Origin of the sequence: Nocardioides luteus, from assembly GCF_014648595.1 — a bacterium.
In the GTDB taxonomy this organism is placed as follows: domain Bacteria; phylum Actinomycetota; class Actinomycetes; order Propionibacteriales; family Nocardioidaceae; genus Nocardioides; species Nocardioides luteus.
Window position 1 is genome coordinate 118,245 of record NZ_BMRK01000007.1, and the last position, 24,725, is coordinate 142,969.

29 protein-coding genes are annotated in these 24,725 nt (G+C 69.8%); 15 read left to right on the forward strand and 14 right to left on the reverse strand.

Annotated features, from left to right (window positions below):
• On the reverse strand, positions 1 to 708 hold the full coding sequence (locus tag IEY81_RS10880) for a GNAT family N-acetyltransferase (RefSeq protein ID WP_189118501.1): 708 nt from the start codon (positions 706 to 708) through the stop codon (positions 1 to 3).
• A gap of 68 nt (positions 709 to 776) precedes the next feature.
• Between IEY81_RS10880 and hemW the strand changes: the two genes are divergently transcribed.
• Together hemW and IEY81_RS10890 are read left to right on the forward strand one after the other, a co-directional pair.
• The gene (gene hemW, locus IEY81_RS10885) at positions 777 to 1,985 is read left to right on the forward strand and encodes a radical SAM family heme chaperone HemW (protein WP_189118502.1); all 1,209 of its coding nucleotides are present in this window, start codon (positions 777 to 779) and stop codon (positions 1,983 to 1,985) included.
• A 99-nt stretch (positions 1,986 to 2,084) separates the two neighbouring features.
• Positions 2,085 to 2,279, forward strand: coding sequence for a PspC domain-containing protein (locus IEY81_RS10890; protein WP_189118503.1), 195 nt, complete (start codon positions 2,085 to 2,087; stop codon positions 2,277 to 2,279).
• A gap of 9 nt (positions 2,280 to 2,288) precedes the next feature.
• Here IEY81_RS10890 and IEY81_RS10895 read toward each other — a convergent pair whose 3' ends face one another.
• Together IEY81_RS10895 and IEY81_RS10900 are read right to left on the reverse strand one after the other, a co-directional pair.
• On the reverse strand, positions 2,289 to 3,137 hold the full coding sequence (locus IEY81_RS10895; RefSeq protein ID WP_189118504.1) for a DUF3097 domain-containing protein: 849 nt from the start codon (positions 3,135 to 3,137) through the stop codon (positions 2,289 to 2,291).
• A 19-nt stretch (positions 3,138 to 3,156) separates the two neighbouring features.
• Positions 3,157 to 3,429: a hypothetical protein gene (locus IEY81_RS10900; protein WP_189118505.1), complete on the reverse strand. Its 273-nt coding sequence runs from the start codon at positions 3,427 to 3,429 to the stop codon at positions 3,157 to 3,159.
• A gap of 206 nt (positions 3,430 to 3,635) precedes the next feature.
• Between IEY81_RS10900 and hrcA the strand changes: the two genes are divergently transcribed.
• The 9 genes from hrcA (at position 3,636) to IEY81_RS10945 (ending at position 11,894) form a co-directional block, all read left to right on the forward strand.
• Entirely contained in the window at positions 3,636 to 4,670 is a 1,035-nt protein-coding gene (gene hrcA, locus IEY81_RS10905) for a heat-inducible transcriptional repressor HrcA (protein WP_189118506.1), read from the forward strand.
• A 37-nt stretch (positions 4,671 to 4,707) separates the two neighbouring features.
• Complete coding sequence (gene dnaJ, locus IEY81_RS10910; RefSeq protein ID WP_189118507.1) at positions 4,708 to 5,892, forward strand: molecular chaperone DnaJ; 1,185 nt, start codon at positions 4,708 to 4,710, stop codon at positions 5,890 to 5,892.
• 29 nt (positions 5,893 to 5,921) lie between these two features.
• A complete protein-coding gene (locus IEY81_RS10915) occupies positions 5,922 to 6,665 on the forward strand; it encodes a 16S rRNA (uracil(1498)-N(3))-methyltransferase (RefSeq protein ID WP_189118508.1) in 744 nt (247 codons plus the stop codon).
• A 310-nt stretch (positions 6,666 to 6,975) separates the two neighbouring features.
• Positions 6,976 to 7,458 (forward strand): Gmad2 immunoglobulin-like domain-containing protein, encoded by a 483-nt coding sequence (locus IEY81_RS10920; protein WP_189118509.1) that lies wholly within the window; start codon positions 6,976 to 6,978, stop codon positions 7,456 to 7,458.
• Positions 7,459 to 7,473: 15 nt separating this feature from the next.
• Complete coding sequence (locus IEY81_RS10925; protein WP_189118510.1) at positions 7,474 to 8,526, forward strand: winged helix DNA-binding domain-containing protein; 1,053 nt, start codon at positions 7,474 to 7,476, stop codon at positions 8,524 to 8,526.
• 90 nt (positions 8,527 to 8,616) lie between these two features.
• Positions 8,617 to 9,654 carry a PhoH family protein gene (locus tag IEY81_RS10930; RefSeq protein WP_189118511.1) on the forward strand — a complete coding sequence of 346 codons (1,038 nt, stop codon included), beginning with the start codon at positions 8,617 to 8,619 and terminating at the stop codon, positions 9,652 to 9,654.
• Positions 9,651 to 10,115, forward strand: coding sequence for an rRNA maturation RNase YbeY (ybeY, locus tag IEY81_RS10935; protein WP_189118512.1), 465 nt, complete (start codon positions 9,651 to 9,653; stop codon positions 10,113 to 10,115). Before IEY81_RS10930 ends, ybeY begins: the two co-directional genes overlap by 4 nt.
• 17 nt (positions 10,116 to 10,132) lie before the next feature.
• Complete coding sequence (locus tag IEY81_RS10940; protein ID WP_189118513.1) at positions 10,133 to 11,566, forward strand: hemolysin family protein; 1,434 nt, start codon at positions 10,133 to 10,135, stop codon at positions 11,564 to 11,566.
• Entirely contained in the window at positions 11,559 to 11,894 is a 336-nt protein-coding gene (locus tag IEY81_RS10945) for a cytidine deaminase-like protein (protein WP_189118514.1), read from the forward strand. Before IEY81_RS10940 ends, IEY81_RS10945 begins: the two co-directional genes overlap by 8 nt.
• Positions 11,895 to 11,900: 6 nt before the next feature.
• On the opposite strand, the gene IEY81_RS10950 is transcribed toward IEY81_RS10945, so the two are convergent.
• The gene (locus tag IEY81_RS10950; protein WP_189118515.1) at positions 11,901 to 12,182 is read right to left on the reverse strand and encodes a hypothetical protein; all 282 of its coding nucleotides are present in this window, start codon (positions 12,180 to 12,182) and stop codon (positions 11,901 to 11,903) included.
• 122 nt (positions 12,183 to 12,304) lie between these two features.
• On the opposite strand from IEY81_RS10950, the gene IEY81_RS10955 reads away from it, so the two are divergent.
• On the forward strand, positions 12,305 to 13,696 hold the full coding sequence (locus tag IEY81_RS10955) for an FAD-binding oxidoreductase (RefSeq protein ID WP_189118516.1): 1,392 nt from the start codon (positions 12,305 to 12,307) through the stop codon (positions 13,694 to 13,696).
• Positions 13,693 to 14,997 (forward strand): class I SAM-dependent methyltransferase, encoded by a 1,305-nt coding sequence (locus IEY81_RS10960; protein ID WP_189118517.1) that lies wholly within the window; start codon positions 13,693 to 13,695, stop codon positions 14,995 to 14,997. Before IEY81_RS10955 ends, IEY81_RS10960 begins: the two co-directional genes overlap by 4 nt.
• A gap of 61 nt (positions 14,998 to 15,058) precedes the next feature.
• Here IEY81_RS10960 and IEY81_RS10965 read toward each other — a convergent pair whose 3' ends face one another.
• The 3 genes from IEY81_RS10965 to IEY81_RS10975 form a co-directional block, all read right to left on the reverse strand.
• On the reverse strand, positions 15,059 to 16,009 hold the full coding sequence (locus IEY81_RS10965) for a putative endonuclease domain-containing protein (RefSeq protein WP_189118518.1): 951 nt from the start codon (positions 16,007 to 16,009) through the stop codon (positions 15,059 to 15,061).
• Between the two features lie 108 nt (positions 16,010 to 16,117).
• Complete coding sequence (locus tag IEY81_RS10970; RefSeq protein ID WP_189118519.1) at positions 16,118 to 16,459, reverse strand: VOC family protein; 342 nt, start codon at positions 16,457 to 16,459, stop codon at positions 16,118 to 16,120.
• A complete protein-coding gene (locus IEY81_RS10975; protein WP_189118520.1) occupies positions 16,459 to 16,995 on the reverse strand; it encodes a pyridoxamine 5'-phosphate oxidase family protein in 537 nt (178 codons plus the stop codon). The genes IEY81_RS10970 and IEY81_RS10975 overlap by 1 nt, the downstream gene beginning before the upstream one ends.
• Before the next feature lie 113 nt (positions 16,996 to 17,108).
• Between IEY81_RS10975 and IEY81_RS10980 the strand changes: the two genes are divergently transcribed.
• Together IEY81_RS10980 and era are read left to right on the forward strand one after the other, a co-directional pair.
• Positions 17,109 to 17,888, forward strand: coding sequence for a siderophore-interacting protein (locus IEY81_RS10980; RefSeq protein ID WP_229787702.1), 780 nt, complete (start codon positions 17,109 to 17,111; stop codon positions 17,886 to 17,888).
• Positions 17,885 to 18,844: a GTPase Era gene (gene era / locus IEY81_RS10985; protein ID WP_229787703.1), complete on the forward strand. Its 960-nt coding sequence runs from the start codon at positions 17,885 to 17,887 to the stop codon at positions 18,842 to 18,844. Before IEY81_RS10980 ends, era begins: the two co-directional genes overlap by 4 nt.
• Before the next feature lie 172 nt (positions 18,845 to 19,016).
• Here the strand turns inward: era and IEY81_RS10990 are convergent, their stop codons facing one another.
• Genes IEY81_RS10990 through IEY81_RS11020 form a run of 7 tightly spaced genes read right to left on the reverse strand, consistent with a single transcriptional unit; the run spans position 19,017 to position 24,725 of the window.
• Positions 19,017 to 19,847: a septum formation family protein gene (locus IEY81_RS10990; protein WP_229787705.1), complete on the reverse strand. Its 831-nt coding sequence runs from the start codon at positions 19,845 to 19,847 to the stop codon at positions 19,017 to 19,019.
• 2 nt (positions 19,848 to 19,849) lie between these two features.
• Positions 19,850 to 20,683 carry a septum formation family protein gene (locus tag IEY81_RS10995; RefSeq protein ID WP_189118522.1) on the reverse strand — a complete coding sequence of 278 codons (834 nt, stop codon included), beginning with the start codon at positions 20,681 to 20,683 and terminating at the stop codon, positions 19,850 to 19,852.
• 47 nt (positions 20,684 to 20,730) lie between these two features.
• The gene (locus IEY81_RS11000) at positions 20,731 to 21,219 is read right to left on the reverse strand and encodes a flavodoxin family protein (RefSeq protein WP_189118523.1); all 489 of its coding nucleotides are present in this window, start codon (positions 21,217 to 21,219) and stop codon (positions 20,731 to 20,733) included.
• Between the two features lie 2 nt (positions 21,220 to 21,221).
• Positions 21,222 to 21,830, reverse strand: coding sequence for a response regulator transcription factor (locus IEY81_RS11005; RefSeq protein WP_189118524.1), 609 nt, complete (start codon positions 21,828 to 21,830; stop codon positions 21,222 to 21,224).
• A complete protein-coding gene (locus IEY81_RS11010) occupies positions 21,827 to 22,981 on the reverse strand; it encodes a sensor histidine kinase (protein WP_189118525.1) in 1,155 nt (384 codons plus the stop codon). Before IEY81_RS11010 ends, IEY81_RS11005 begins: the two co-directional genes overlap by 4 nt.
• 14 nt (positions 22,982 to 22,995) lie before the next feature.
• Positions 22,996 to 23,769, reverse strand: coding sequence for an ABC transporter permease (locus IEY81_RS11015; RefSeq protein WP_229787707.1), 774 nt, complete (start codon positions 23,767 to 23,769; stop codon positions 22,996 to 22,998).
• 26 nt (positions 23,770 to 23,795) lie between these two features.
• Positions 23,796 to 24,725, reverse strand: coding sequence for an ABC transporter ATP-binding protein (locus IEY81_RS11020; RefSeq protein WP_189118527.1), 930 nt, complete (start codon positions 24,723 to 24,725; stop codon positions 23,796 to 23,798).

Here is a 24,725-nt window from a genome sequence, read left to right on the forward strand (position 1 = left end):
TCAGCTCGGCGCGCGGAAGAGCTCGAAGGTCGTCCGCCGGCGCACCTCGAAGCCGAGCCGTTCGTAGACGGAGATGGCGGAGGTGTTGTCGACGGCGGCGTGCATCAGGGCGCGGCGGCCCCGGGCGTGAATGTCGGCGGTGACGGCGCGGACGAGGCGGCTGGCGAGGCCGCGGCCGCGGGCCTCGGGCGCGGTGCAGACCGCGCTGATCTCGACCCACCCGTCCGGGTGCATCCGCTGACCGGTCATCGCGACGAGCCGGCCCTCGTGGCGCAGGCCGAGGTACGTACCCATGGTGTGGGTGGACTTCCCGAACGGTCCGGGCTCGGTGCGGGCGACGAGGTCGAGCATCTCGGGGACGTCCGCATCGCCGAGCACGACCGCTTCCGGATCCTGGGAGCCGACGACCCGGGGCGTGTCGACGAGCTGGACGCCCTCACCGCCGCTGACCATCTCCCAGCCCTCGCTGCAGACCCCGCCGGCGCCGGTGATCAGCACGGTGCCGCCCGGGCCGACCACGTCGGCGAGGTCGCGCCAGGCCTGCGGGTCGTGCGGGTCGGAGACCCCCGCGAAGATGGAGACGTCGGGCCGGTAGCGCCGACCGAGGCCCGAGCCCTCGGCCAGCGCGGCGTGCACGCCGGTCAGCGAGTGCCAGGCCGGGTTGTCGAGGACGTCGTCGCGGATCAGATCTGGTCGGGAGAGGGACACATCCGGATTTTCCCCCACCGCTCCAGGCACGGTTAACCCTTTTCGCCAGGTGGATCGATAATGGATGGATGCCTTCCGCCCTGCCTCCCGGCGACCCCGCCCCCGCCGACGGCTCCCTGCCGGCCGAATCGCTGAGCACGCTGGGGGAGAAGGGCCTGGGCTTCTACGTCCATGTCCCGTTCTGCACGGTCCGGTGCGGCTACTGCGACTTCAACACCTACACCGCGATCGAGCTGGGCCCCGGCGTGAGCCGGCAGACGTACGCCGAGCAGGCGATCGAGGAGGTCCGGCTGGCGCGCCGGGTGCTGGGCCGCGACAGGCCCGTGGACACCGTCTTCTTCGGCGGCGGCACCCCGACCCTTCTCCCGGCGAGCGACCTGGTCGGCATGCTCGGCGCGATCAGGGACGAGTTCGGGCTCGCCGACGACGTCGAGGTGACCACTGAGGCCAACCCCGACTCCGTCGACCTCGACTACCTGCGCGCGCTGCGCGAGGGCGGCTTCACCCGGCTCAGCTTCGGCATGCAGTCGGCCGTCCCCCACGTGCTGAAGACCCTCGACCGCACCCACGACCCCGAGCGGGTCCCGCTGGTGGTGGAGTGGGCCCGGCAGGCCGGGTTCGAGCAGATCTCGCTCGACCTCATCTACGGCACCCCCGGCGAGTCGATCGACGACTGGCGCACCAGCCTCGAGACGGCGCTGGCCAGCGACCCCGACCACATCTCGGCCTACTCCCTGATCGTCGAGGACGGCACCGCCCTGGCCCGCCGGGTGCGGCGCGGCGAGATCGAGATGCCCGACGAGGACGACCTCGCCGACAAGTACGAGCTGGCCGACGCGATCCTCGGCAAGCAGGGCCTGACCTGGTACGAGGTCTCCAACTGGGCCACCGACGCGACCCAGCGCTGCCGCCACAACATGCTCTACTGGCAGGGCGGCGACTGGTGGGGCGTCGGCCCGGGCGCCCACAGCCACGTCGGCGGCACCCGCTGGTGGAACGTCAAGCACCCCGCTGCGTACGCGGACCGCATCGGCGCCGGGACGAGCCCGGCCCACGCCCGCGAGGTCCTGGCCGCGGAGGACCGGCGGGTCGAGCGCGTGCTGCTGGAGCTCCGGCTCGCCAACGGGCTCTCCACCGCGGCCCTCGACGAGGAGGGGCAGGCCGCGCTGCCGGAGCAGGTACGCCGCGGCCTGGTCACCGTCGCCGACGGCACGATCGTCCTCACCGACACGGGCCGGCTCCTCGCCGACGCGGTGGTCAGGGACCTGCTGCCCTGACCATTCCTGAGGAGCCCTGAGGCCGGGACGTTGGTCCTGACCGAAGGATCAGGGGTGATCCTGATTGGTCAGGAGCCTCCGACAAGGGAGAGTGGAGCCATGGCAACCACAACTCTTTCCCGTCCCAGCAACGACAAATGGATCGCCGGCGTCTGCGGTGGCCTCGGCCAGCGCTTCGGCATCGACTCGAACCTGATCCGGCTGGCGTTCGTCCTCTCCTGCCTGCTCCCCGGACCGCAGTTCATCGTCTACATCGTCCTGTGGATCATCATGCCGAAGAAGTCGGCCTACTGATCACTGCTCTCACTGCTCCACGGTCACGAAGTCGATCAGCTCTTCGACCCGGCCGAGCAGGGCCGGCTCGAGGTCTCCGAACGAGTTCACCCGGCCGAGGATGTGCTTCCACGCCCGAGCGATGTCGGCCTGATCGCGGTGGGGCCAGCCCATGTGCTGGCAGATGCCCTTCTTCCACTCGATCGAGCGCGGCACGCTCGGCCACGCCTCCAGGCCGAGGCGGGCGGGCTTGACCGCCTGCCACACGTCGATGAACGGGTGACCGACGATCAGCACGTGCTGGCCGACCGCCGAGCGTCGGATCGACTCCGCGATCCGCGCCTCCTTCGACCCCTTGACCAGGTGGTCGACGAGCACCCCGACCCGGCGCTGCGGCCCGGGCTTGAAGTCGACCAGGTGGTCGGCCAGGTCGTCGACGCCACCGAGGTACTCGACGACGACGCCCTCGATCCGCAGGTCGTCGCCCCAGATCTTCTCGACCAGCTCGGCGTCGTGACGGCCCTCGACGAAGATCCGCGACTCCCGCGCGACCCGAGCCTTGGCGTCCGTGACGGCCACCGAGCCGGAGGCGGTACGCGTCGGCTTGGCCGGCGCCGCGCGGTTCACCGGCGGCGTGAGGATGACCGGCTTGCCCTCGAGCCAGAAGCCGGGCCCGAGCGGGAACGTACGCCGCTTGCCGCGCCGGTCCTCGAGGGTCAGCGTGTGCAGGTCGCGGTCGATGCGCACGATCTCACCGACGAAGTCGGTCTCGACCTCCTCGACGACGGCGCCCAGCTCTGCGGGCGTCTCGACGGCACGCCCGTGCTTGGGCTTCTTCCAGTCACCTGCGAGGACGTCGGAGCCGTAGCGATCGTTCATCCGGAGAAGGGTAGTGACCTCAGGCGTGAGAACCGGTGAGCACGCGCCCGAGCTGCTCGAGAACCTCGTCCGGGGTGGCAGCGGCCTCCGGGAACCGGAAGGTCGTGTGGTGGCCACCGTCGATCGTGATCCAGGAGACCTCGACGCTCTCCGAGGTGAGGTGGGAGAGGCGTACGCCCACGATGTGGCGGGGTCGCAGGCCGAGCCGTGCCGAGAGCGAGTAGCGCAGGTCCGCCTGGTGCTCGTCGCTGGCGTGGGCCGCGATGCGGACCAGCAGATCGTTGGTGATCATGGACTCTCCAGTGGGGGCAGAAGCAGCGAATCGGTCTCTCTAAGGTCAGCCTAACCTAAGGCTCTCTCGATGACGAGAGGTGTGCGCTCTCTCACGGCGGAAGGCATGCGCGAGCAGCCACCGGAAACTGGTCCCTGTGTCACGAACCGGTAGGATTGGCACTCGCACAGAATGAGTGCCAGGCAGCCAGGGTGATAGGAGCGCAGATGCAGAACGAACGCAGGCTCTCCGTCCTCCGGGCGATCGTCGAGGACTACGTGAAGACGGAGGAGCCGGTCGGCTCCAAGGCTCTGGTGGAGCGTCACGGGCTGGGCGTCTCGCCTGCGACGGTACGCAACGACATGGCCGCGCTGGAGGAGGAGGGCTACATCACGGCCCCCCACACCAGCGCCGGCCGGGTGCCCACCGACAAGGGCTACCGTCTCTTCGTCGACCGGCTGACCACGGTCAAGCCGATGACCGCGGCCGAGAAGCGGGCGATAGCCGGTTTCCTCGAGGGCGCGGTCGACCTCGACGACGTCGTCAGCCGCTCCACCCGGCTGCTCTCGCAGCTGACCCGCCAGGTCGCGGTGGTGCAGTACCCGACGCTGAGCCGCTCGACGGTCCGTCACGTCGAGCTGGTCGCGCTGGCGCCCACGCGCCTGCTCATCGTCCTGATCCTCAGCACCGGCCGCGTCGAGCAGCGGCTGCTCGAGGTGACCGAGGAGGTCTCCGAGGAGACCCTGGCCTCGCTGCGCACCCAGATCAACTCGGCGGTCGCCGGCGTCGTCATCGCCGAGGCCGGCGAGGCTCTGCAGGCGATCGCCCAGCCCGCCGACCAGCCTGCCGGCGCCCCGCGTGACCCGCTCGCGGCGGCGGTGGCGGAGACCCTGATCGAGGCGATGAACGACCATCGCTCCGACGAGCGGATCTCCATCGGCGGCACCAGCAACCTGGCCCGGTTCGGTGACAGCTTCGACACCGCGGTCCGGCCCCTCCTGGAGGCGCTCGAAGAGCACGTCGTGCTGCTCAAGCTGATGGGTGAGGCGACCGCGGGTGGGCTGGTCACGGTGCGGATCGGCGCCGAGGGCCCCTATGAGGAGCTGTCGCGCACCAGCGTGGTCGCGACCGGCTACGGACCAGGTGACGAGGCGCTGGCCACGCTGGGCGTGGTCGGCCCGACCCGGATGGACTACCCCGGATCCATGGCTGCGGTGCGTGCGGTGGCGCGCTACCTCTCCCGGATCCTCGACGAGGCTTGAGCAGCAGACTCGATTCAAGAAAGATCAGCGAACTTCGATGGCAGGAAGAACGACGTTGGACCCCTATGAGCTCCTCGGTGTCGACAAGGACGCCGACGACGCAACGATCAAGAAGGCGTACCGCAAGCTGGCGCGCCAATACCACCCTGACGTCAACCCGGACGCCGAGTCGCAGGAGAAGTTCAAAGAGATCTCCCACGCCTACGAGGTGCTGAGCGACCCGCAGAAGCGGGCTGCGTACGACCGCGGCGGCGACCCGTTCAGTGGCGGCTTCGGCGCGCAGGGCGCCGGATTCTCGTTCACCGACATCATGGACGCCTTCTTCGGTGGCGCCGGTGCCGGCGGAGGTGCCGGCCGTGGCCCGCGTCCGCGCGTGCGCCGCGGGCAGGACGCTCTCATCCGGCTCGACATCGACCTGGCCGAGGCGGCCTTCGGGGTCACCCGCGACCTCAAGGTCGACACCGCTGTCGTCTGTGACACCTGTGGCGGCGAGGGTGCCGCCGAGGGCTCGCACCCGGTGCCGTGCGAGACCTGTCACGGCCAGGGCGAGGTCGCGATCGTGCAGCGCTCGTTCCTCGGCGAGATCCGCACCCTGCGCCCGTGCTCGGCGTGCAACGGCTTCGGCACCGTCATCCCCGACCCCTGCCGCGACTGCAGCGGCGAGGGCCGGGTGCGCTCCCACCGGACCCTGACCGTCAAGATCCCGCCGGGTGTCGACGACGGCACCCGCGTCCAGCTGGCCGAGCAGGGCGAGGTCGGGCCAGGTGGTGGCCCCGCAGGCGACCTCTACGTCGAGATCCACGTCGCCAAGCACCCGACCTTCACCCGGCGCGGCAACGACCTGCACTGCACCGCGAAGGTCCCGATGACCGCGGCCGCGCTCGGCACCACCCTCAACCTGCCGACGCTGGAGGCCGATCTCGACGGCGCCGAGGGCATCGACCCCGAGGACGCCTCGATCCAGATCGACCTCAAGCCCGGCACCCAGTCAGGCACCGACCACGTCCTGCGCGGCCGGGGCGTACCCGGGCTGCGCGGCGGTCGGGGCGACCTGATCGTCACCGTCAACGTGGAGACCCCCACCAAGCTCGACCTCGAGCAGGAGGCGCTGCTGCGCCAGCTCGCCGAGATGCGCGGTGAGGAGTCCGTCCAGGGCCAGCTGAAGGCGGCCCACAAGGGCGGCGTCTTCTCCTGGTTCAAGGACACCCTCAACGGGCACTGAGCACGAGCACTGAGAACGAGCACCGAGACATGACCCTTCCCGTTCACCTCGTCGAGTCGCTCGCCGGCGTACGCGTCGGTGACGACGTCGAGGTGAGCGGTGACGAGGGTCATCACGCCGTCGTCGTACGCCGCCTGCGCGTCGGCGAGGAGGTCGTCCTCACCGACGGCGCCGGCGAGGGCGTGACCGGCTCCATCACGGCCACCACCAAGAAGGCGATGACCGTACGCGTCGAGGAGATCATCCTCGGAGACGCCCCGCCCGAGCCTGCTCTCGTGGTGGTCCAGGCGCTGCCCAAGGGCGACCGCGGTGAGCTCGCCGTCGAGATGCTGACCGAGATCGGCGCCGCGCGCATCGTCCCGTGGGCGGCCACCCGCTCGGTGGCGGTGTGGAAGGGCGAGCGCGCGGTGAAGTCGCTCGCCCGCTGGCGCGCCACCGCCCGCGAGGCGGCCAAGCAGTCCCGGCGGCTGTGGCACCCCGAGGTGGAGCCGCTGGCCTCCACCGACGCCGTCGTCTCCATGATCGAGGCCGCCGACGTCGCCGTCGTGCTCCACGAGGAGGGCACCCTCCCGCTCGGCGCCGTACCCGTCATCGACGACGGCACCATCCTCGTCGTCGTCGGCCCCGAGGGCGGCCTCACCGAAGATGAGATCGCCCTCTTCGAGAAGGCCGGCGCCACCACCATCCGTCTCGGCGGCGAGGTCCTCCGCACCTCCACCGCCGGCGTAGCCGCCTCCGCCGCCCTCCTGGCCCGCACCCGCCGCTGGGCCTAACCGCCGACCCGTCAGAATTCGACGCCGAGAGGTCGGTAATCGGCGCCGAGAGGTCAGAATTCGACGCCGAGAGGTCGGAAATCGGCGCCGCACCGTCGGAAATCGGCACCCGGACGTCGATTTTCGACATCGAATGGCGCCGTCAGACGCTGACCACTCGATGTCGATATGTGACTACTCGACGTCGAGTTCCGACCATTCGGCGCCGATTTTCGACGTCTCGGCGTCAGGGTTCGACCTCTCGCGGTCAGAAACCGACTCTTCGGCGTGGTGGGTTTCTGGTTCGGGGGTGGGGGGTGACGATGGGGGCATGAGGAGCACACGTACGTTCCTGGCGCGCCGGGTCGCTGCCATCGTGTTCGCCGGCGCGCTGGTCGGGGTGGCCGCGGGGTGCGGGGGTGACGATGCCGTCGCCGAGGACCCGGAGGTCTCTACCCAGCCGTCCGACCAGCCGTCGGAGGAGCCGTCGACGCTGCCGCGTACGGCCGAGCTGATCACGCTCGCCGCACCGGCCGAGGGGGCGAAGGTGTCGGGGAGCTTCACGGCGTCGGGCAAGGCCAACTCGCCGGAGGCGAACGTGCCGTGGGAGGTCCGGGACACCACCGGCGAGCCGGTGCTGGAGGGCGCCGCGACCGCAGACGGGTGGATGGACAAGCTCTACCCGTGGACGGCGACGGTCGACGTCTCCGAGCTCGACCCCGGTACGTACCTCTTCATCGCGCGCACCGACGACACCTCCGACGACGAGGGGAAGCCGGTGGAGGAAGTCGGTGCCAGGATCACGGTCGAATAGGCCATCATCGCTACCGTGATCCTCACCGAACGGCAGCTCAACCGCACCCTCCTGCTCCGCCAGCACCTGCTGTCGCGCACCACGCTGACGGCCCCCGAGATGATCGAGCACCTGGTCGGTCTGCAGGCGCAGGAGTCGCTCTCGCCGTTCCTCGCGCTGGCTGCCCGGCTGGATTCCTTCGACCCGTATGCGCTGAGCGCCCAGCTCGAGTCGAGCGCGGTGGTACGGCTCTCCTCGCTGCGCTCGACGATCCACATGCACACCGCCGCCGACGCCGCGCTGATCCGGGCCTGGACCCAGCCGGTCCACGACTTCTACACCCAGCGGGTCGACGTCGTTCGCCCCGCGGCGCAGCTGGAGGGCTTCGTGGAGGCGGCCGAGGACGTACTCGCTCTCGGTGCCCTGCCCAACGCCGCTCTCGAGGCCGGGCTGGTCGAGCACTTCCCGGGCGTCCCGGCCAAGGCGCTCGGCCTGCGGGCGCGCAACGAGCTGCCGCTGGTGCAGCTGCCTCCTCGTGGCCTGTGGAAGGGGTCGGGCGGGCTGGTCTACGACCTGCTGCCCCGCTGGACCGGGGTGTCGCCGGTGGCCGTCGACGACGCGGTCCCCACGCTCGCCCCCGAGATCGTCCGCCGCTACCTGCTCGCCTTCGGTCCGGCGACGGCCGCCGACATCACCACCTGGTCCTCGCTGACCCGGCTGGCTCCGGTGATCAAGCGGATCGAGGGGCTGGTGACCTACCGCGACGAGGCCGGCAAGACCCTCTACGACGTCCCGGACGCGCCGCTGGCCGACGGCGAGGAGCACGCTCCGGTGCGGCTGCTGGGCAAGTTCGACAACGTCTGGCTCTCCCACGCCAACCGCGAGCGGATCACCGCCAAGGGCACCCGTAAGGAGTGGGGCATCGGGGGCGGCGGCCTGGTCATCCTCGCCGGCGGACATCTCGTCGGGCTCTGGAAGCCGGTCGACGGCAAGGTCGAGGTCGTCAAGATGCTTCGCGACCTGACCCCCGACGAGCGTGAGGAGCTCGCCGAGGAGACCGACCGGGTCGAGTCGCTGCTCGCGAGCTGACGCCACGACTATCCAGTAGGAACCGTGCCGGGCGCCCGCGTACCATGGAATCAACACCGCCGTGATGAGAAAGGGCCCGCCCGGGCATCCATGACCGATCGAGAACCAAGTCCGCTCCCGAACGAGACGTCGACGACCACGACGAAGCACACGGTGGTCGTCCCGAGCAGCGTCGACATGGTGACCGTCCTCGGCCCGGCCGACGAGCATCTCGGCATCATCGAGGCCCACTTCGACGCCGACGTGCACGTACGCGGCAACCGGATCACCCTCCACGGCGCCCCGAGCGAGATCGCGATGATCGAGCGGGTGCTGGAGGAGATCGTCCAGATCATCCGCACCGGGCAGGGCGTCAGCGGCGAGACCGTCGAGCGCGTGATCAGCATGCTCCGCGCCGACACCACGGAGAAGCCGGCCGACGTGCTGAGCCTCAACATCCTCTCCAACCGCGGCCGCAGCATCCGTCCGAAGACGCTCAACCAGAAGCGCTACGTCGACGCGATCGACAAGCACACGATTACCTTCGGCATCGGCCCCGCCGGCACCGGCAAGACCTATCTCGCGGTCGCGAAAGCGGTCCAGGCGCTGCAGTCCAAGCAGGTCAACCGCATCATCCTGAGCCGGCCCGCGGTCGAGGCCGGGGAGAAGCTCGGCTTCCTGCCCGGCACCCTCACCGAGAAGATCGACCCCTACCTGCGCCCGCTCTACGACGCGCTCCACGACATGATGGACCCGGAGCTGATCCCCAAGCTGATGGCGTCGGGGACCATCGAGGTCGCCCCGCTGGCGTTCCTGCGCGGGCGCAGCCTCAACGACTCCTTCATCATCCTCGACGAGGCGCAGAACACCACGCCCGAGCAGATGAAGATGTTCCTGACCCGCCTCGGCTTCGGCTCCAAGATCGTGGTCACCGGCGACGTCACCCAGACCGACCTGCCGTCGGGCCAGCGGTCCGGGCTGCGGGTGGTCGAGAACATCCTCGACGACGTCAAGGACATCAGCTTCAACAACCTGACCAGCCACGACGTCGTACGCCACCGGCTGGTCGCCAAGATCGTCGCCGCCTACGAGGAGCACGACGTGCAGAGCCAGGCCAAGCGCGAGCGCGCCTCGGGTGAGCCTCGATGAGCACGGAGATCATCAACGAGTCGGAGCAGGAGATCGACGTCGAGCACGTCGCGAAGCTGGCCCGGTTCCTGCTCGAGCAGCTGCGGGTGCACCCGCAGGCCGACCTCCGGATCAAGTTCGGCGACGAAGCCACGATCACCGAGCTCAACGAGCGCTACTTCGACACCGAGGGCCCGACCGACGTGCTCTCCTTCCCCGGCGACGAGCTGCTCCCGGGCCGCCTCGACGAGGAGCCCGAGGAGGGCGACCTGGGCGACATCCTCATCGCCCCGACGATCGCGGCCAAGCAGGGAGAGGCAGCCGGCCACGGCACCGTGGCTGAGATCGAGCTGCTGACCACCCACGGCATCCTCCACCTGCTCGGTTACGACCACGTGGACCCCGAAGAGCACGCCGAGATGTTCGGGCTGCAGGCCAAGCTGCTCAAGGCCTGGGGCTCCTCGGCCACCCCACCCGAGTAGGAGCTCGACCCACACTCATGGACGATGCGAGGCTGCTGATCGCAGCCGCAGTTCTGGTCCTCATCGCCGGCTTGTTCTCGGCCGCCGACGCAGCACTCAGCGCGTTCTCGCGCGCCCGGGCCGCTGAGCTGGTCTCCGAGGGCCGCGCCGGAGCCAAGCGGCTGGTGGCGGTGGTGGGCGACCCCGCCCGCTACCTCAACACCGTGCTGCTTCTCCGGATGCTCAGCGAGATCGGCGCCACGGTGCTGGCCGCGCTGTGGGCCTATGACACCTACCAGGGGAGCTGGTGGCCCACCGTGCTCATCACGACCGGGGTGATGACGGTGGTCTCCTTCGTCGTCATCGGCGTCGGACCGCGCACCCTGGGACGCCAGCACCACGAGCGCATCGCGCTCGCCGTCGCCGGCCCGATCGGTGCCATCACGGCTGTCCTCGGCCCCATCCCGAGCCTGCTGATCATGCTCGGAAACGCGCTCACCCCGGGCCGCGGCTTCCGCAAGGGGCCGTTCTCCACGGAGACCGAGCTGCGCGAGCTGGTCGACATCGCCGAGGCGACCGACCTGATCGAAGAGGACGAGCGCCGGATGATCCATTCGGTCTTCGAGCTCGGCGACACCCGCGCCCGCGAGGTGATGGTGCCCCGCGGTGACATCGTCTTCCTGGAACGCCGCAAGACGCTGCGCCAGGCGCTCTCCCTCTTCCTCCGCTCCGGATACTCCCGGATCCCGGTCATCGACGACAGCCTCGACGACATCATCGGCATGGTCTACCTCAAGGACGTCGTGGCCCGCGACTTCGAGGCCCCCGAGGTCGAGACCACCCAGCGGGTCGAGTCGCTGATGCGTACCCCCACCTGGGTGCCCGACTCCAAGCCCGTCGACGAGCTGCTCGCCGAGATGCAGCAGCACCGCCAGCACATCGCGGTCGTCGTCGACGAGTACGGCGGCACCGCCGGCCTGATCACGATCGAGGACATCCTCGAGGAGATCGTCGGCGAGATCACCGACGAGTACGACGTCGAGGACCGCGAGCCGCTCCACCTCGGCGACGGCTCCTGGCGGGTTCCCGCACGCTTCCTGGTCAGCGACCTCGAGGAGCTCATCGGCTTCCCGGTCGAGGAGGACGACGTCGACTCCGTACGCGGCCTGATGGCCAAGCATCTCGGCCTGGTGCCGATCCCCGGCTCCCGTGTCGAGGCTCACGGCCTCAGCTTCGTGGCCGAGGAGACCGCCGGCCGACGCAACCGGATCGGTACCGTACGCATCAGCGCGGTCGTCCCCGCCGAGCCCGAGCCGGACGAGGAGGACGGGCCGAGCGAGAAGAGCGACCGGTCGCGCCACGACAGGCACGACCGGCAGAAGAACGACAAGCCCAAGAACGACAAGCCCAAGAGCGACCGGTCCAAGAGCGACCGAGCCAAGACGGACAGGACGAAAGAGGCCCATGCCTGAGCAGAGTGAGCTGTCGGCCGAGGACCGCAAGCTGGTGACGCTGGCCCGCGCGACGCGCGCCCGCACCGGCGCGGCCGAAGGAGCAGCCGTACGCGACCTCGACGGCCGCACCTACGCCGCCGCGACCGTGGACCTGCCCTCGCTCCAGGTCTCCGCCGTCGGTGTCTGCGTGTCGATGGCCGTCGCCTCGGGGGCCAAGGGCCTCGAGGCGGTGGTCGTGCTGGGTGAGGCCGAGGAGGCCTCGGCGAGCGACCTGGCGATCGTCAGGGAGTTCGCCGGCGAGGACGTCCCGGTGCTGGTCGGCGACGCCCGCGGCAACCTCCGCTGAGGAGCCTCAGCGAGCGGCCCGGTGGCCGCCGGCCTCGGCGACCAGCGGCAGGGTGCCGAGCTCGATGGTGACGTGGATGCCGTCCTCGTCGCGGTAGGCGGTGAGGCCGTTCATCGTGGCCATGTCGACGCCCTTCTCGCGCATGTGCACGACGATCTGGTCGATGGCCAGCGCGAGCCGCGCCTGCGAGACGGACTTGTTGCGCCACTTGACCTGGTTCTCGGTGAAGTAGGGCGTTGCCTTCTCGGCGAGCGTCGAGACCGCGTCACGATGGGCAGCACTGGACATGAGGACCCTCCAGGGTGCGCGAGATGGGGGAGTCCGACGGGAGCAGTCGGGGCTTGTGACTGTAAGCGAACGAACACGAAAATCGAAACCCGAGATTCGCATGCGCGAGTAAAGTGCGTCGAGTGACGGGTGAGACTGGTTGGCAACGACACACCGAAGCCGTCGAACGGCTGACGAACTCCTACGAGCAGATCCCTGACGGCGCTCCCGTCAGGTTGGCCAAGCGCACCACCAACCTCTTCCGGGCCCGGGCCGCGACCACCGCGCCCGGGCTCGACGTCTCCGGGCTGGACGGCGTGATCGAGGTCGACACCGAGGCGGGCACCGCCGACGTACAGGGCATGTGCACCTACGAGGACCTCGTCGACGTCACCCTGGCCTACGGGATGATCCCCTACGTGGTGCCGCAGCTGCGCACGATCACGCTCGGCGGCGCGGTCACCGGGATGGGCATCGAGGCCACCTCGTTCCGCAACGGGCTGCCCCACGAGTCGGTGCTGGAGATGGACATCCTGACCGGCGCGGGCGAGGTCGTCACCACCACGCCCGGCGAGGACCTCTTCAACACCTTCCCCAACTCCTACGGCTCGCTGGGCTACGCCACCCGGCTCAAGATCAAGCTGGAGAAGGTGCCCGGGTTCGTGGCCCTGCGCCACCTCCGTTTCGACGACCTCGGCCTGCTCACCAAGACGATCGCGCAGATCACCGAGACCGGGAGCTACGACGGCACCCAGGTCGACGGGCTCGATGGCGTCGCGTTCGAGCCGGGGGAGTACTACCTGACCCTGGCGACCTGGACCGACCGGCCCACCCAGGCCCCGTCCGACTACACCGGCCAGCAGATCTACTACCGCTCGATCCAGGAGCGCGAGACCGACCTGCTGTCCACCTACGACTACCTGTGGCGCTGGGACACCGACTGGTTCTGGTGCTCGGGCGCCTTCGGCGCGCAGAACAAGTACGTCCGCCGCCTCTGGCCGCGGCGGCTGCGGCGCTCCGACGTCTACATGAAGCTGATCGGCCTCGACCGCAAGTTCGGCATCGCCGACAAGCTCGACGCGCGCGCCGGCCGGCTCCTGCGCGAGCGGGTCATCCAGGACATCGAGGTGCCGGTCGAGAACCTCCCGGCCTTCCTGGAGTGGTTCGACGCCGAGATCGGGATGCGGCCGGTCTGGCTGTGCCCGCTGGTCTCCCAGGGGGTCTCGACAGGCTCGACCACCGAGGGGACGAAGTGGCCGACCTACCCGCTCGAGGTGGTCCGGACGTACGTCAACGTCGGTTTCTGGGGGACGGTCCACGTCGGCCCCGGTGCCGTCAACGCTCCCAAGAACCGCGCGATCGAGTCGCGCGTGCACGAGCTCGGCGGCCACAAGTCGCTCTACTCCGAGGCGTTCTACGACAAGGAAGTCTTCGACGCTCTCTACGACGGGGACAACCTCGCCGCCGTCAAGGCGAAGTACGACCCCCGCAACCGGTTGACCGATCTGTACAGCAAGGCGGTGAAGAGACTGTGAACCATATTGCAGAGACCATCAACGAACTCTTCGACGGTGGGCTGCCGATCAAGCTCACCGCCTACGACGGCAGCGCCGCCGGTGACCTGAGCTCCGAGTTCGGGATGGAGATCCTCAACCCGCGCGGGCTCGCGTTCCTGCTGACCGCACCGGGCGACCTCGGTCTCGCCCGCGCCTACGTCAGCGGCGACCTGGCCCTCCACGGCATCCATCCGGGCGACCCCTACCCGCTGCTCTCCCTGGTCCTGGAGAAGACCGACTTCAAGCGGCCCGGTCCGCGCGAGACCATCGACCTGGTCCGTACGCTCGGGGCCAGCAACTTCGTCCCGCCCAAGCCGCCGCCGCAGGAGCACCTGCCCGCGTGGCGGCAGCGGGCCGAGAACGTACGCCACCTCTCCGGTCGTGCGCTCGGCGCGCTGCCCTGGACGCGCCACTCGCCCGAGCGCGACGCCGACGCGATCCACCACCACTACGACGTCTCGAACACCTTCTACGAGTACGTCCTGGGCCCGTCGATGACCTACACCTGCGCCCTCTACCCGACCGACGACGCCACCCTCGAGGAGGCTCAGGCCGCCAAGTACGACCTGATCTGCCGCAAGCTCGGGCTCGAGCCCGGGATGCGGCTGCTCGACATCGGCTGCGGCTGGGGCGGGATGGTTCGTCACGCCGCCAAGCACTACGGCGTCAAGGCGCTCGGCGTGACGCTGTCGCGCGAGCAGGCCAACTGGGCCCAGCGGGCGATCAAGGCCGACGGTCTCGACGACGTCGCCGAGGTGCGCTTCTCCGACTACCGCGACGTCGAGGCGGGCCAGTTCGACGCGGTCAGCTCGATCGGCCTCACCGAGCACATCGGCGTGGCCAACTACCCGAGCTACTTCGGCTTCATCAAGGGCAAGCTCCGCGACGGTGGTCGTCTGCTCAACCACTGCATCACCCGCCCCGACAACGTCTCGCGGGCGAGCGCGGGAGCGTTCATCGACCGCTACGTCTTCCCCGACGGCGAGCTGATCGGCTCGGGCACCATCGTCACCGCGATCGAGAACACCGGTCTCGAGGTGCAGCACCACGAGAACATCCGGGTCCACTACGGCAAGACCCTCACCGCCTGGAACAAGAACCTCCGCGACAACTGGGACGCCTGCGTCAACGAGGTCGGCCTCGGCACCGCCAAGGTCTGGGGCATCTACATGGCCGGCTCGCGGATCGGCTTCGAGCGCAACAACATCCAGCTCCACCACGTGCTCGCGACCAAGACGGTCGACGGGAGCTCCGGCTACCCGCTGCGCCACACCTTCTGAGCAGAGTGGGCGAAAGTGGCAGGTCGGACTGCGGTCCGGCTGCCACTTTCGCCCACTCTGTTCAGAGGTCGGGCAGCCGCCAGGTCGCTCGCATGCTCGCTGTCCCGGGCTTGGAGAAGAGCGACGCCTCCAGGAGCCCCCACCATGGCCGGATGTCGTCGACGGAGAGGTCGCGGCCGAGAGCGTCCGTCGCCGTGCGGAGGATCAGCCAGCTGTCGTGGATGACTTGGCTCGCGACCCATCCGTGGCGTACGTAACCGGACTTGGCGAGCGCTGCGTCCCGGCCCCGGTCGCGGCGGTACTGCCCACGCTCGCGGTGCTGTGCACCGTCGTACTCCTGCAGGGTCCTGGTCCCGGTGACCAGCAGATCCGCCCGCCCGATGAAGACGCCGTGGGCATCTCGGAGGTCCACCTGTGGCTCCACCTCGACCCCGCACGCGGTGTGCAGGATTCGCAGGAGGGACTCCCACGCGGACTCGGCCCGTCCGTCGCACCAGCGCAGCGCATCGCTCAGACGGCGGGAGCCGGGCCGTCCTGAGGTTGCGACGTCCTCGAGGTCGGCGAGCGTGCACTTTTTCAGGTGGAGAGCACTGTCGAGCAGCACGACCAAGTCGAGCACGCCGAGGTCGCGGGCGCATGCCAACGCTGCTTCGGCGACCGGCGCGACCCGCAGGTCATCGAGCAGGACCGCCGCCGGCGGCTGTGGGTGCCGGCTGACCCGCAGCTCGGGTCGGCGGATCCGCCGCGACGACTCATGCACCGCCACGAAGGTCGGCAGGTCGTCGGGCGGCGGTGGCAACCAGAGCCCGCGGAGCCGCATCGCGGTCAGACCTGTGAACACGGTCGAGTCGGGCAGGACCTCCGCCCAGGCCGCCAGCCCTGCTCGCCAGCGGGCGTCACCATCGAGCCCACTCGGGACGTACACGCCGTTGCCGATCCGCTCCCACCGCGGACCGCGACGCCGCGGCTGACGCTGTCGGCGTTGGCGACGAGGTGCGGTGGCGGTGTCCATGTGCTCAGCATCGCGGCGACCACCGACATACCAGCCGAACCATCCACACGAGTGGGCGAAAGCGGCAGGTCGGACGGCGGTCCGGCTGCCACTTTCGCCCACTTGCCGTCAGGCCGCAGCAGGGCCGCCGCCGATGCCGATCTCGTTGCCGTCCGGGTCGCGGAAGAGGGTCTTGCGGACCCCGTTGTCGTACGTCTCCTCCGACTCCGGCAGCAGGCCGCGGTCGGCGACGGCGGCGAGGTGGGTGTCGAGATCGTCGACGAAGAGGGTCACGAACCCGTGGCCGGCGATCGACGGCTTCTGCTCGATGTAGACGTAGCGGTGCTCGTCGGCCTCGAAGACCGCCTCGACCTCGTTCGGGTGGAACGGTGCCACACCGAACAGCTGCTCGTACCAGGGCACGGAGGCGGCGATGCTCGTCACCGGGAGCCCGGCGAAGAGGTCGGCCATCAGAACCTCCAGCGGGTGGCGCCGTAGGGCTCGACGCACTGGACCGCGTGGGCGGAGGTGGCCTCGAGGCGGTGGACGTGCCACGGCGGGGGACCGGCGGTCTGGGCGTTGAAGGACGCGGTCACCGCGTCGCGGGACTGGTCGACCTCGGCGGGCCAGCCCTCGTTCGCGCGGTAGCGCGCCGCCACCTGGGCGAGCTGGTCGCCCAGCACGCGGGTCGCGTGCCCCTCCACGACGAGGTCGAACTCGCGCACCGTGAGCGAGACGGCACAACGGGGGTCGCGGGCCAGGTTGCGGCCGCGACGGGTCTGCGGACCGGTGACGAAGTGGAACGCACCGTCGAACCAGATCGCGCCGACCGCGTTGACGTGCGGCCCGCCGTCGGCGTTGATGGTGCTCACCCAGGTCGTGTAACGCCCGGGCTCGCCCTCCTGCGACCCCGGACCCTGGTTGAACCCGGCCTCGAGCCGCGTGGTCACCTCCTCCCAGGACATGGTCGGGGCGTCGTGCATCTCGGCGAGGTTGTAGGTCTTCATGAGGTGTCTCCTTCGACTGAACAGGACTATCCACCTGCTCCACGAACGAGTCACGCCCAATTCGACAGTCGCTGATGCGGGTGGGGGAGCCCGGCGCGGATAACCTTGGGGCGATGAGTGTCAAGGCCCAGCAGTACGCCGCGGAGGTGCTGCGGCGCGAGCAGATCACGCCCCACCTCGTACGCATCGTGCTCGGCGGCCCCGGGCTGGCCGGGTTCGAGTCGACCGGGATCCCCGACGAGTGGGTCGGGCTGATCGTGCCGGGACAGTTCCAGTCGCGCTACTACACGGTGCGTTCCTGGCGAGATGGCGAGCTGACCCTCGACGTGGTCGTCCACGACGTCGGGCTGGTCACCGAGTGGGCCACTCGCCTCGACCCGGTCGGTCAGACCGTGACCATCACCGAGCCCAAGGGCTCCTACGCCGCCCCCGAGGGTGCGCAGTGGCTGCTGCTGGTCGGCGACCTGACCGCGATGCCGGCGATGGCGCGGATCGCCGAGACCACCTCGCTGCCGACCCGGATCTGGGCGGAGACCCCCGACGACCTGCCCGGATACCTCCCCGACTCGGTCGAGGTGACCTGGTCGGCGCCGCCGTCGGAGACCACCTCCGACCTGGCCGCGGCCGTGGAGAAGATCGAGTGGCCCGAGGGCGACGGCTACTTCTGGATGGCCGGGGAGTCCAGCCAGATGCGGGCGATCCGCAAGCATCTGATGCGCGAGCGGAAGCTCGACTCCCACGCCTACGACGTGATGGGCTACTGGCGCGGAGGCGGCCAGAAGCGGCAGCCGCGCGCGGTCGACCCGGGACCGGTGTGGCGTGAGGGCAAGGCCCAGGGGCTCACCGACGAGCAGATCTGGCAGCGATACGACGAGCAGCAGGAGCAGCAGTGACCGAGCCGGAGATCCAGCCAAGCCCGGCTCCGCCAGCACAGGAGTTCCGGAGCGGCTTCGTGTCGTTCGTCGGACGTCCTAACGCCGGCAAGTCGACCCTCACCAACGCGCTGGTCGGCACCAAGGTGGCGATCACCTCCGACAAGCCGCAGACCACCCGCACCGTGGTCAAGGGCATCGTGCACCGCCCCGACGGCCAGCTGATCCTGGTCGACACCCCGGGCATCCACCGGCCGCGCACGCTCCTCGGCGAGCGTCTCAACGACCTCGTCGAGGCGACCTGGACCGAGGTCGACGTGGTCGCGATCTGCTTCCCGTGCAACGAGAAGATCGGTCCCGGCGACCGTCGCATCGCGGAGAACGCCAACAAGCTCAAGAAGGGCATCAAGCGGGTCGCGGTCGCGACGAAGACCGACCTCGCCACTCCTGAGCAGATCGGCGAGCACCTGATGTCGATCCAGACCCTCGGCGCCGAGCTCGGCATCGAGTGGGCCGAGATCGTGCCGGTCTCCAGCGTCGGCGACGACCAGGTCGACCTCCTCGCCGAGCTGCTGATCAACCTCCTCCCTGAGGGCCCGCCGCTCTACCCCGACGGCGAGCTCACCGACTCTCCCGAGGAGATCATCGTCGCCGAGCTCATCCGCGAGGCAGCCCTGGAGGGCGTACGCGACGAGCTCCCGCACTCCATCGCGGTCGTCGTCGAGGAGATGCGCCTGCGTGAGGACCGGCCGGAGAACAAGCCGCTCATGGACGTGCACGCCTTCCTCTACGTCGAGCGCGACTCCCAGAAGGGGATCGTGATCGGCCACCGGGGCGCGCGGCTCAAGGACGTCGGTCAGCGCGCGCGGCTGCAGATCAAGGAGCTGCTCGGGATGCCGGTCTATCTCGACCTGCACGTCAAGATCGCCAAGGACTGGCAGCGGGATCCGCGGCAGCTGCGGAAGCTGGGGTTCTAATTGCTGCTTCGCGCTCGCTTGCGCGTAGCTTCTTCCCGCTTCCGCGTGCCTTTCTGAGGTATTTCGGCTTACGTCGGGTTTCGCCGAGTCGGCGCAAGCCGGTCCTCACTGCGTTCCGGTCCGTTTGCGCCGACTCGGCTCTTATCTGCTGGGCCCGCGGCCTTCGCTTCGCTCAGGCCGGGGCCCAGCAGATGCCGTAGTTCTGGCCGTTCTCCCACTGCTCAGAGCTGGGGAACTCCCACGACCACTCGTACTTGAGCGGGTCGTCGGCGACCTCGGCGGCGGCGGCCTTGCAGTCCTCGGCGCCGGCGCTGTTGACCTTGGACTCGCCGGGGTACTTCCCGGAGCCGAGGTCGATCACCGAGAGCGCGCGCCAGGAGTGCTTGAGCGAGCAGGGGACGCGCTTGAAGGAGTCGGACTTCGGGGAGGCGGTGCCGCACATCCGGAACGGCTCGGCGGACTTGGAGTCGCCCAGGACGCCCTTCATGTTGCCCTTGAGGGTCATCAGCGCCTTGGGGCCGGCGATGCCGATGACGTCGCAGCGGAACCAGTTGGCACCCGCCTCGGACTCCTTGATGGTCGGCGTGAACCAGACCGGGCGGAGCATCGAGAGGCGCAGGTCGTCGGTGTTGCCGCCGAGATACCTGGTGACCTTCTTCGGGCAGGCGGCCGCCACCTGGGCTGCGACCTGGTCGGAGTCGACGGCGACGAGATGGCCGTCGACGACGTTCTTCAGCCGGCCCACGGCGTAGGTCTGGGTGGTGTGCTTGCCCTTGCAATTGACCGCGTCGCCACCGGCGGTCGGGGCCAGCGCCTCGTCGTAGCTCAGGTTGTAGCAGGCGCCCTCCTTGGGGGAGGGGGCCGGCGACGCGGAGGCCGACGGGGGCGCGGCGGACTTCGACGGCTTGCTCTCGGGCTCGCCACCGCCGCAGCCGGCGAGGGCCATGGAGCCGGCGAGGGCGAGCGCCCCGCACAGCCTCAGCTTCAGCTTGTTCGCACCCATGCTCACTCCTCGGTCACGGCCCAGCAGACGGCCCAGCGGTTGCCGGCCTTCCACTCCTTCTCTCCAAACCATGTGTACCCGTACTCGAAGCTCTCCGGGTAACCCAGCCAGGCGCTCACCGAGCCACGGCAGAACTGCGACGCCTTCTTCTTCGACTCTGCCACACCGAGGAACTTGGTGCCCGGCTCGCCGAGCTTGATGGTCGTCACCGCACGCATCTTGTGATCCTCGGAGCAGGGCACCTTCGGCGAGTCGACGGTCTTGCCCTTCGCACACACCATCCAGCGGTCCTCGATGTCCTCGACCTTCTTCACCTTGAGCAGGTTGCGGGTCGTGGTGGGCAGGTCGACGTACTCGGCGCCCTGCTGGCCGCCGCCGACCACGTCGCAGCGGATCCAGCGCGCGCCCTCCTCCCAGGCCTTCTCCGACGGGCCGAAGTAGACGTGGGAGAGCATCGAGCGCATGAGCAGGCTCTGGTCGGAGCCGACGTACTTCTCCAGCAGCTTGCGGCACTGGCTGAAGGCCCACTCGTTGACCTTCTCGTCGCCGTACTCGGCGTCCTCGAACTCGTCGGGGAGCGGACCGGCGCCGAAGGTCTCGGCGTTGTGGGGCTCGTCGCACGCCACGTACTCGTCGAAGTTGTAGGCCTTGGCGACGTCCTCGTGGGTGAGGTTGCGGCACTTGCCGACCTCGGGCAGCGCCGTCGAGTCCACCTGCTTCGGGTCCTCGCCCTCGGCGGCCGCCCGGTCGCCGCCGCACCCGCTGAGCGCGAGGGCGGCGAGCACCACGAGCAGGAGGGAGAGAGACGTCGTACGTCTAGGGGTATGGCCGATCACGGGGGTCGACTCTACTGGCGGACCCTCGGGTGAGCCGAAAGCAAAGATCAGTCGAGGACGGCCGCCAGCGTCGCTCCCAGCTCGTAGGCAGCCTCGGTGTGGGGGTCCTCGACGTCACCCAGCACGTCGAGGACGTCGAAGGACTGCGACCAGCCCAGCGCACCGACGATCGACTGCACCGAGCGGATCGCGCCGGTGGTGTCGTAGCGGCCGTGCACGTAGAGGCCATAGGGCCGCTTGGCGGTCGCCCCTGCGGACTCTCCTGCGCCACCGGAAGGATCGAGGGCACCGCCCACTGCCAGGAAGGTCGAGTCGAAGAAGTGCTTGAGCGCGCCCGACATGTAGCCGAAGTTGGCGCTCGTGCCGAGCACGTAGCCGTCGGCCCCCAGTACGTCCTCGGCCGTCGCCTCCAGCGCAGGGCGGACGACGACCTCGACACCGTCGAGCTCGGGATCGTTGGCCCCCGACACGACCGCGTCGGTCAGCCGTTGCAGGGACCGGGTAGGGGAGTGATGGACGATCAGCAGCCTGGCCATGGTCACAGCCAACCAAAGTTGTCGGCGGTGAGCACGGCCTCGGTGCGGTTGGCCGCGCCGGTCTTGCCGATCGCGGCGGAGAGATGGTTGCGCACCGTGCCCTCGGAGAGGAAGAGCCGGGCGGCGATCGCGGAGACCGGCGAGCCGTCGCGGGCGGCGCGCAGCACCTCGGTCTCGCGTTGGCTCAGCGGGGACTCGCCGGCGACCAGCGAGTCGGCGGCGAGCTGCGGGTCGACGACGCGAAGTCCTTGGTGGACACGGCGCACGGCGTCGGCGAGCTGGGCGGCCGGGGTGTCCTTGACGACGAAGCCGGAGGCACCGGCCTGCAGCGCGCGGCGCAGGTAGCCCGGGCGGCCGAAGGTGGTCACGATCAGCACCCGGGTCTGCGGAGCGGTGCGCCGCACCTCGGCGGTCGCCTCGATACCGTCGAGCCCGGGCATCTCCACGTCGAGCAGCGCCACGTCGGGACGGTGATCGAGCACCGCAGTCACGACGTCGGCGCCGCTGCCGGCCTCGGCGACGACCTCCAGGTCCGGCTCGAGGCCCAGCAGTGCCGAGAGGGCGCCGCGGACGAGCGCCTGGTCGTCGGCGAGCAGCAGCCTGATCGTCACGAGGAGACCTTCCTCTCGGCAGCGGCGAGATCGGCGGTCATGACCAGGTCGAAGCCCGAGGACGTACGCGTGGTGAGCACCGCGCCCATCGCCTCGGCCCGCTCGCGCAGGCCGGCAAGCCCGGACCCCGCGCGGGCGTCGCCGGCGCCGTGGCCGTCGTCGTGGACGGTCACCGACGTCGGGGTGAGCGTGATCTCGCACCGCAGCGCGCCGGAGTGGCGGATCACGTTGGTGACGCCCTCACGGATGGTCCAGGCGAAGAGCTCGCGCAGCCCCGACGGCACCTCGTCGGCCGACTGCGGCAGCACCGGCTCGATGCCGGCCGCCTCCAGTGCGGCCCGGGCCCGGGCGAGCTCTCCGGGGAGCGTCAGCTCGCGATAGCCCTCCACCGCGCGGCGTACGTCGGCGAGCGCGTCGCGGGAGAGCCGCTCCAGGTCGGCGAGCTCCGCCTTGGCCCGCTCGGGTGCGGTGTCGACCAGCCGCTGGGCCAGCTCTGCCTTGACGGTGATGACCGTCAGCGAGTGGCCGAGGATGTCGTGCAGGTCGCGGGCGAACCGGTTGCGCTCGTCGGCGAGCGCCAGCCGGGTGTTCTCGTGCTGGGCGCTGAGGAGGGCGATGTTGCGCTGGATCACCGAACGGACGCCGAACATGGCCGCCGACGCGGCGCAGACGCCGAACGCGGTGCCGATCTGGGAGCCCCATCCCGGCACCAGGCCGGTGCACGCGACGCCGACCGCGATGCAGACGATCGGGACGAGCACGATGCGGGGCGGCAGCGTCATCACGCAGGCGACCGCGAGGTAGACCAGGCTCGCCATCCCCACCTCGCCGAGCGTGCCGATCATGACCGAGGCCAGCACGCCCAGCGCGGCGAGATAGGGCGCGACGAGCTGCGGCGGAGGCTGCTGGACGACCCGGAACAGACGGCGCGCGCGCATCCAGATCAGCATGTAGACGGCGGCGAAGACGATCGTTGCCGCGAACCCGAGGACACCCTCGGGTGTGTCGCGGGCGAGCCACCCCGCGTGCAGCGGGTTGAGCAGGAAGAAGAGCCAGAAGAAGGCGAAGCCGGGCCCGAGGATCGCCCATCGGGCGCTTCCTCGGGCAGGCTCGGAGCCGGGCGCGAGGCCCGGCTCCTGGCTGGTGTTCATGTAGGACACGTTAGTCAGACCCGGGCCGTGTCCTTGCTCATCCGCCAGGCCGCACCGGCGATGAAGACCAGGAACCAGGCGATCGCGTTGACGAGGGCGTACCAGGGCAGCTCATGGGTCAGCGGTGCCCGGGTGATCTCGGAGACGCCGTACATCGGAGTCCAGTAGGCGAGGTGGCGCACCACCGGCGCGTACTGGCTGAGCGGGATGAACAGGCCGCCCAGGAAGGAGAGCAGCGCCAGGCCGGGTCCGAGGATCTGCATGGCGTTCTCCCCGGGCACGACGTAGCCGACGAAGACGCCGAGCGCGGCGAAGGTGAGGGTGCAGAACAGCGTCACCACCATCGCGGTGACCCACACCGAGACCGGCATGTCGGCCTTCCCCTGGACCTTGCCGATGATGTTGACGGTCACGATCGCCAGCGCGCCCATGGTGAGGGCGACGACCGCCTTGGTCAGGATGTACGCCACCGGGTTCAGCGGTGTCAGGCGCAGCTGCCGCGACCAGCCGACCGAGCGCTCCAGGGCGACCATCGACCCGACGCTCGCGGCGGTCAGCGCCGCACCGTACATCGCCATCGAGATGAGGATGTAGGCCCCGACGTTGCCCTCGCCGACCGGCTGCTCCCACCCGGACTGGCCGCCGAGGGTCAGCGCCAGACCGGCTGGCAGAAGCAGGGTGAAGACCACCGTGCGCCGGTTGCGCAGCAGCCGGCGCAGCTCGATCCTGAGCAGAGTGAGGTTGAAGCCGCCGAGCGGCGGGGTGCGGCGATCGGCGACGGGGCTCATCGAAACGGGGCTCATCGAAACGGTGCTCACTGGTCTTCTCCGGTCAGGCTGAGGAAGGCTTCCTCGAGGTTCTTGGACGTGATCTCGAGATCGCGGGCCGCGGTCTCGGTGAGGAGGAAGCGCGCGACGGCGTCGCTCTCCGTGGTGTGGACGAGGATCTGCTCGCCGCGGACGTCGACGGCGTCGACCCCGTCGATCGCCCGTAGGCGCGCCTCGGTCTCGGCGCCGAAGCCGGTCACCGAGGCGCGCACGGTGCGGCCGGCGGCCAGGGCGCGGATCTCGGAGCCGGTGCCGTCGGCGACGATGCGACCGTTGGCGATCAGCACGATCCGGTCGGCGTACTGGTCGGCCTCTTCGAGGTAGTGGGTGGCGAACATGACGGTGCGGCCGCGCTCGGCGTCGGCGCGCACGGCGTTCCAGAACGTACGCCGCCCCTCGACGTCCATGCCGGTGGTGGGCTCGTCGAGCAGCAGCAGGGCCGGGTCGGGGAGCAGAGCCATCGCGAAGCGGAGCCGCTGCTGCTCGCCGCCGGAGCACTTGCCGACCTTGCGGCCGGCGATGGCCTCGATGCCGGCGTCGCGCAGGGCCTCGTCGACCGGCATCGTGTCGGCGAAGAGGCTCGCGGTGTACTCGACGGTCTCGCGGACGGTCATGTCCTTGAGGAGCCCGCCGGTCTGCATCACGGCCGAGACGAGACCGTGCGCGACCGCGTCGCGCGGCGTGCGGCCGAGCACCTGCGCGGTGCCGGTCGTGGGTCGGCTGAGACCGAGGACCATGTCGATCGTGGTGGTCTTCCCGGCGCCGTTGGGGCCGAGGAAGGCGACGACCTCGCCCTGGGCGAGATCGAGGTCGATGCCGCGTACGGCCTCGACGTGGCCGAAGCTCTTGGTCACCGCGTCGAGGCGCACCGCCGAGGTGGCGGGGGCCGTGGTGCGGGCTGGAGTGACAACGCTCAT

Coding starts and splice junctions, on each gene's coding strand:
- hemW (WP_189118502.1), top strand. CDS start 777: ATGCCTTCCGCCCTGCCTCCCGGCGACCCCGCCCCCGCCGACGGCTCC.
- IEY81_RS10890 (WP_189118503.1), top strand. CDS start 2,085: ATGGCAACCACAACTCTTTCCCGTCCCAGCAACGACAAATGGATCGCC.
- IEY81_RS10895 (WP_189118504.1), bottom strand. CDS start 3,137: ATGAACGATCGCTACGGCTCCGACGTCCTCGCAGGTGACTGGAAGAAG.
- IEY81_RS10900 (WP_189118505.1), bottom strand. CDS start 3,429: ATGATCACCAACGATCTGCTGGTCCGCATCGCGGCCCACGCCAGCGAC.
- hrcA (WP_189118506.1), top strand. CDS start 3,636: ATGCAGAACGAACGCAGGCTCTCCGTCCTCCGGGCGATCGTCGAGGAC.
- dnaJ (WP_189118507.1), top strand. CDS start 4,708: ATGGCAGGAAGAACGACGTTGGACCCCTATGAGCTCCTCGGTGTCGAC.
- IEY81_RS10915 (WP_189118508.1), top strand. CDS start 5,922: ATGACCCTTCCCGTTCACCTCGTCGAGTCGCTCGCCGGCGTACGCGTC.
- IEY81_RS10920 (WP_189118509.1), top strand. CDS start 6,976: ATGAGGAGCACACGTACGTTCCTGGCGCGCCGGGTCGCTGCCATCGTG.
- IEY81_RS10930 (WP_189118511.1), top strand. CDS start 8,617: ATGACCGATCGAGAACCAAGTCCGCTCCCGAACGAGACGTCGACGACC.
- ybeY (WP_189118512.1), top strand. CDS start 9,651: ATGAGCACGGAGATCATCAACGAGTCGGAGCAGGAGATCGACGTCGAG.
- IEY81_RS10940 (WP_189118513.1), top strand. CDS start 10,133: ATGGACGATGCGAGGCTGCTGATCGCAGCCGCAGTTCTGGTCCTCATC.
- IEY81_RS10945 (WP_189118514.1), top strand. CDS start 11,559: ATGCCTGAGCAGAGTGAGCTGTCGGCCGAGGACCGCAAGCTGGTGACG.
- IEY81_RS10950 (WP_189118515.1), bottom strand. CDS start 12,182: ATGTCCAGTGCTGCCCATCGTGACGCGGTCTCGACGCTCGCCGAGAAG.
- IEY81_RS10965 (WP_189118518.1), bottom strand. CDS start 16,009: ATGGACACCGCCACCGCACCTCGTCGCCAACGCCGACAGCGTCAGCCG.
- IEY81_RS10970 (WP_189118519.1), bottom strand. CDS start 16,459: ATGGCCGACCTCTTCGCCGGGCTCCCGGTGACGAGCATCGCCGCCTCC.
- IEY81_RS10975 (WP_189118520.1), bottom strand. CDS start 16,995: ATGAAGACCTACAACCTCGCCGAGATGCACGACGCCCCGACCATGTCC.
- IEY81_RS10980 (WP_229787702.1), top strand. CDS start 17,109: ATGAGTGTCAAGGCCCAGCAGTACGCCGCGGAGGTGCTGCGGCGCGAG.
- IEY81_RS10990 (WP_229787705.1), bottom strand. CDS start 19,847: ATGGGTGCGAACAAGCTGAAGCTGAGGCTGTGCGGGGCGCTCGCCCTC.
- IEY81_RS11000 (WP_189118523.1), bottom strand. CDS start 21,219: ATGGCCAGGCTGCTGATCGTCCATCACTCCCCTACCCGGTCCCTGCAA.
- IEY81_RS11010 (WP_189118525.1), bottom strand. CDS start 22,981: ATGAACACCAGCCAGGAGCCGGGCCTCGCGCCCGGCTCCGAGCCTGCC.
- IEY81_RS11015 (WP_229787707.1), bottom strand. CDS start 23,769: ATGAGCCCCGTCGCCGATCGCCGCACCCCGCCGCTCGGCGGCTTCAAC.
- IEY81_RS11020 (WP_189118527.1), bottom strand. CDS start 24,725: ATGAGCGTTGTCACTCCAGCCCGCACCACGGCCCCCGCCACCTCGGCG.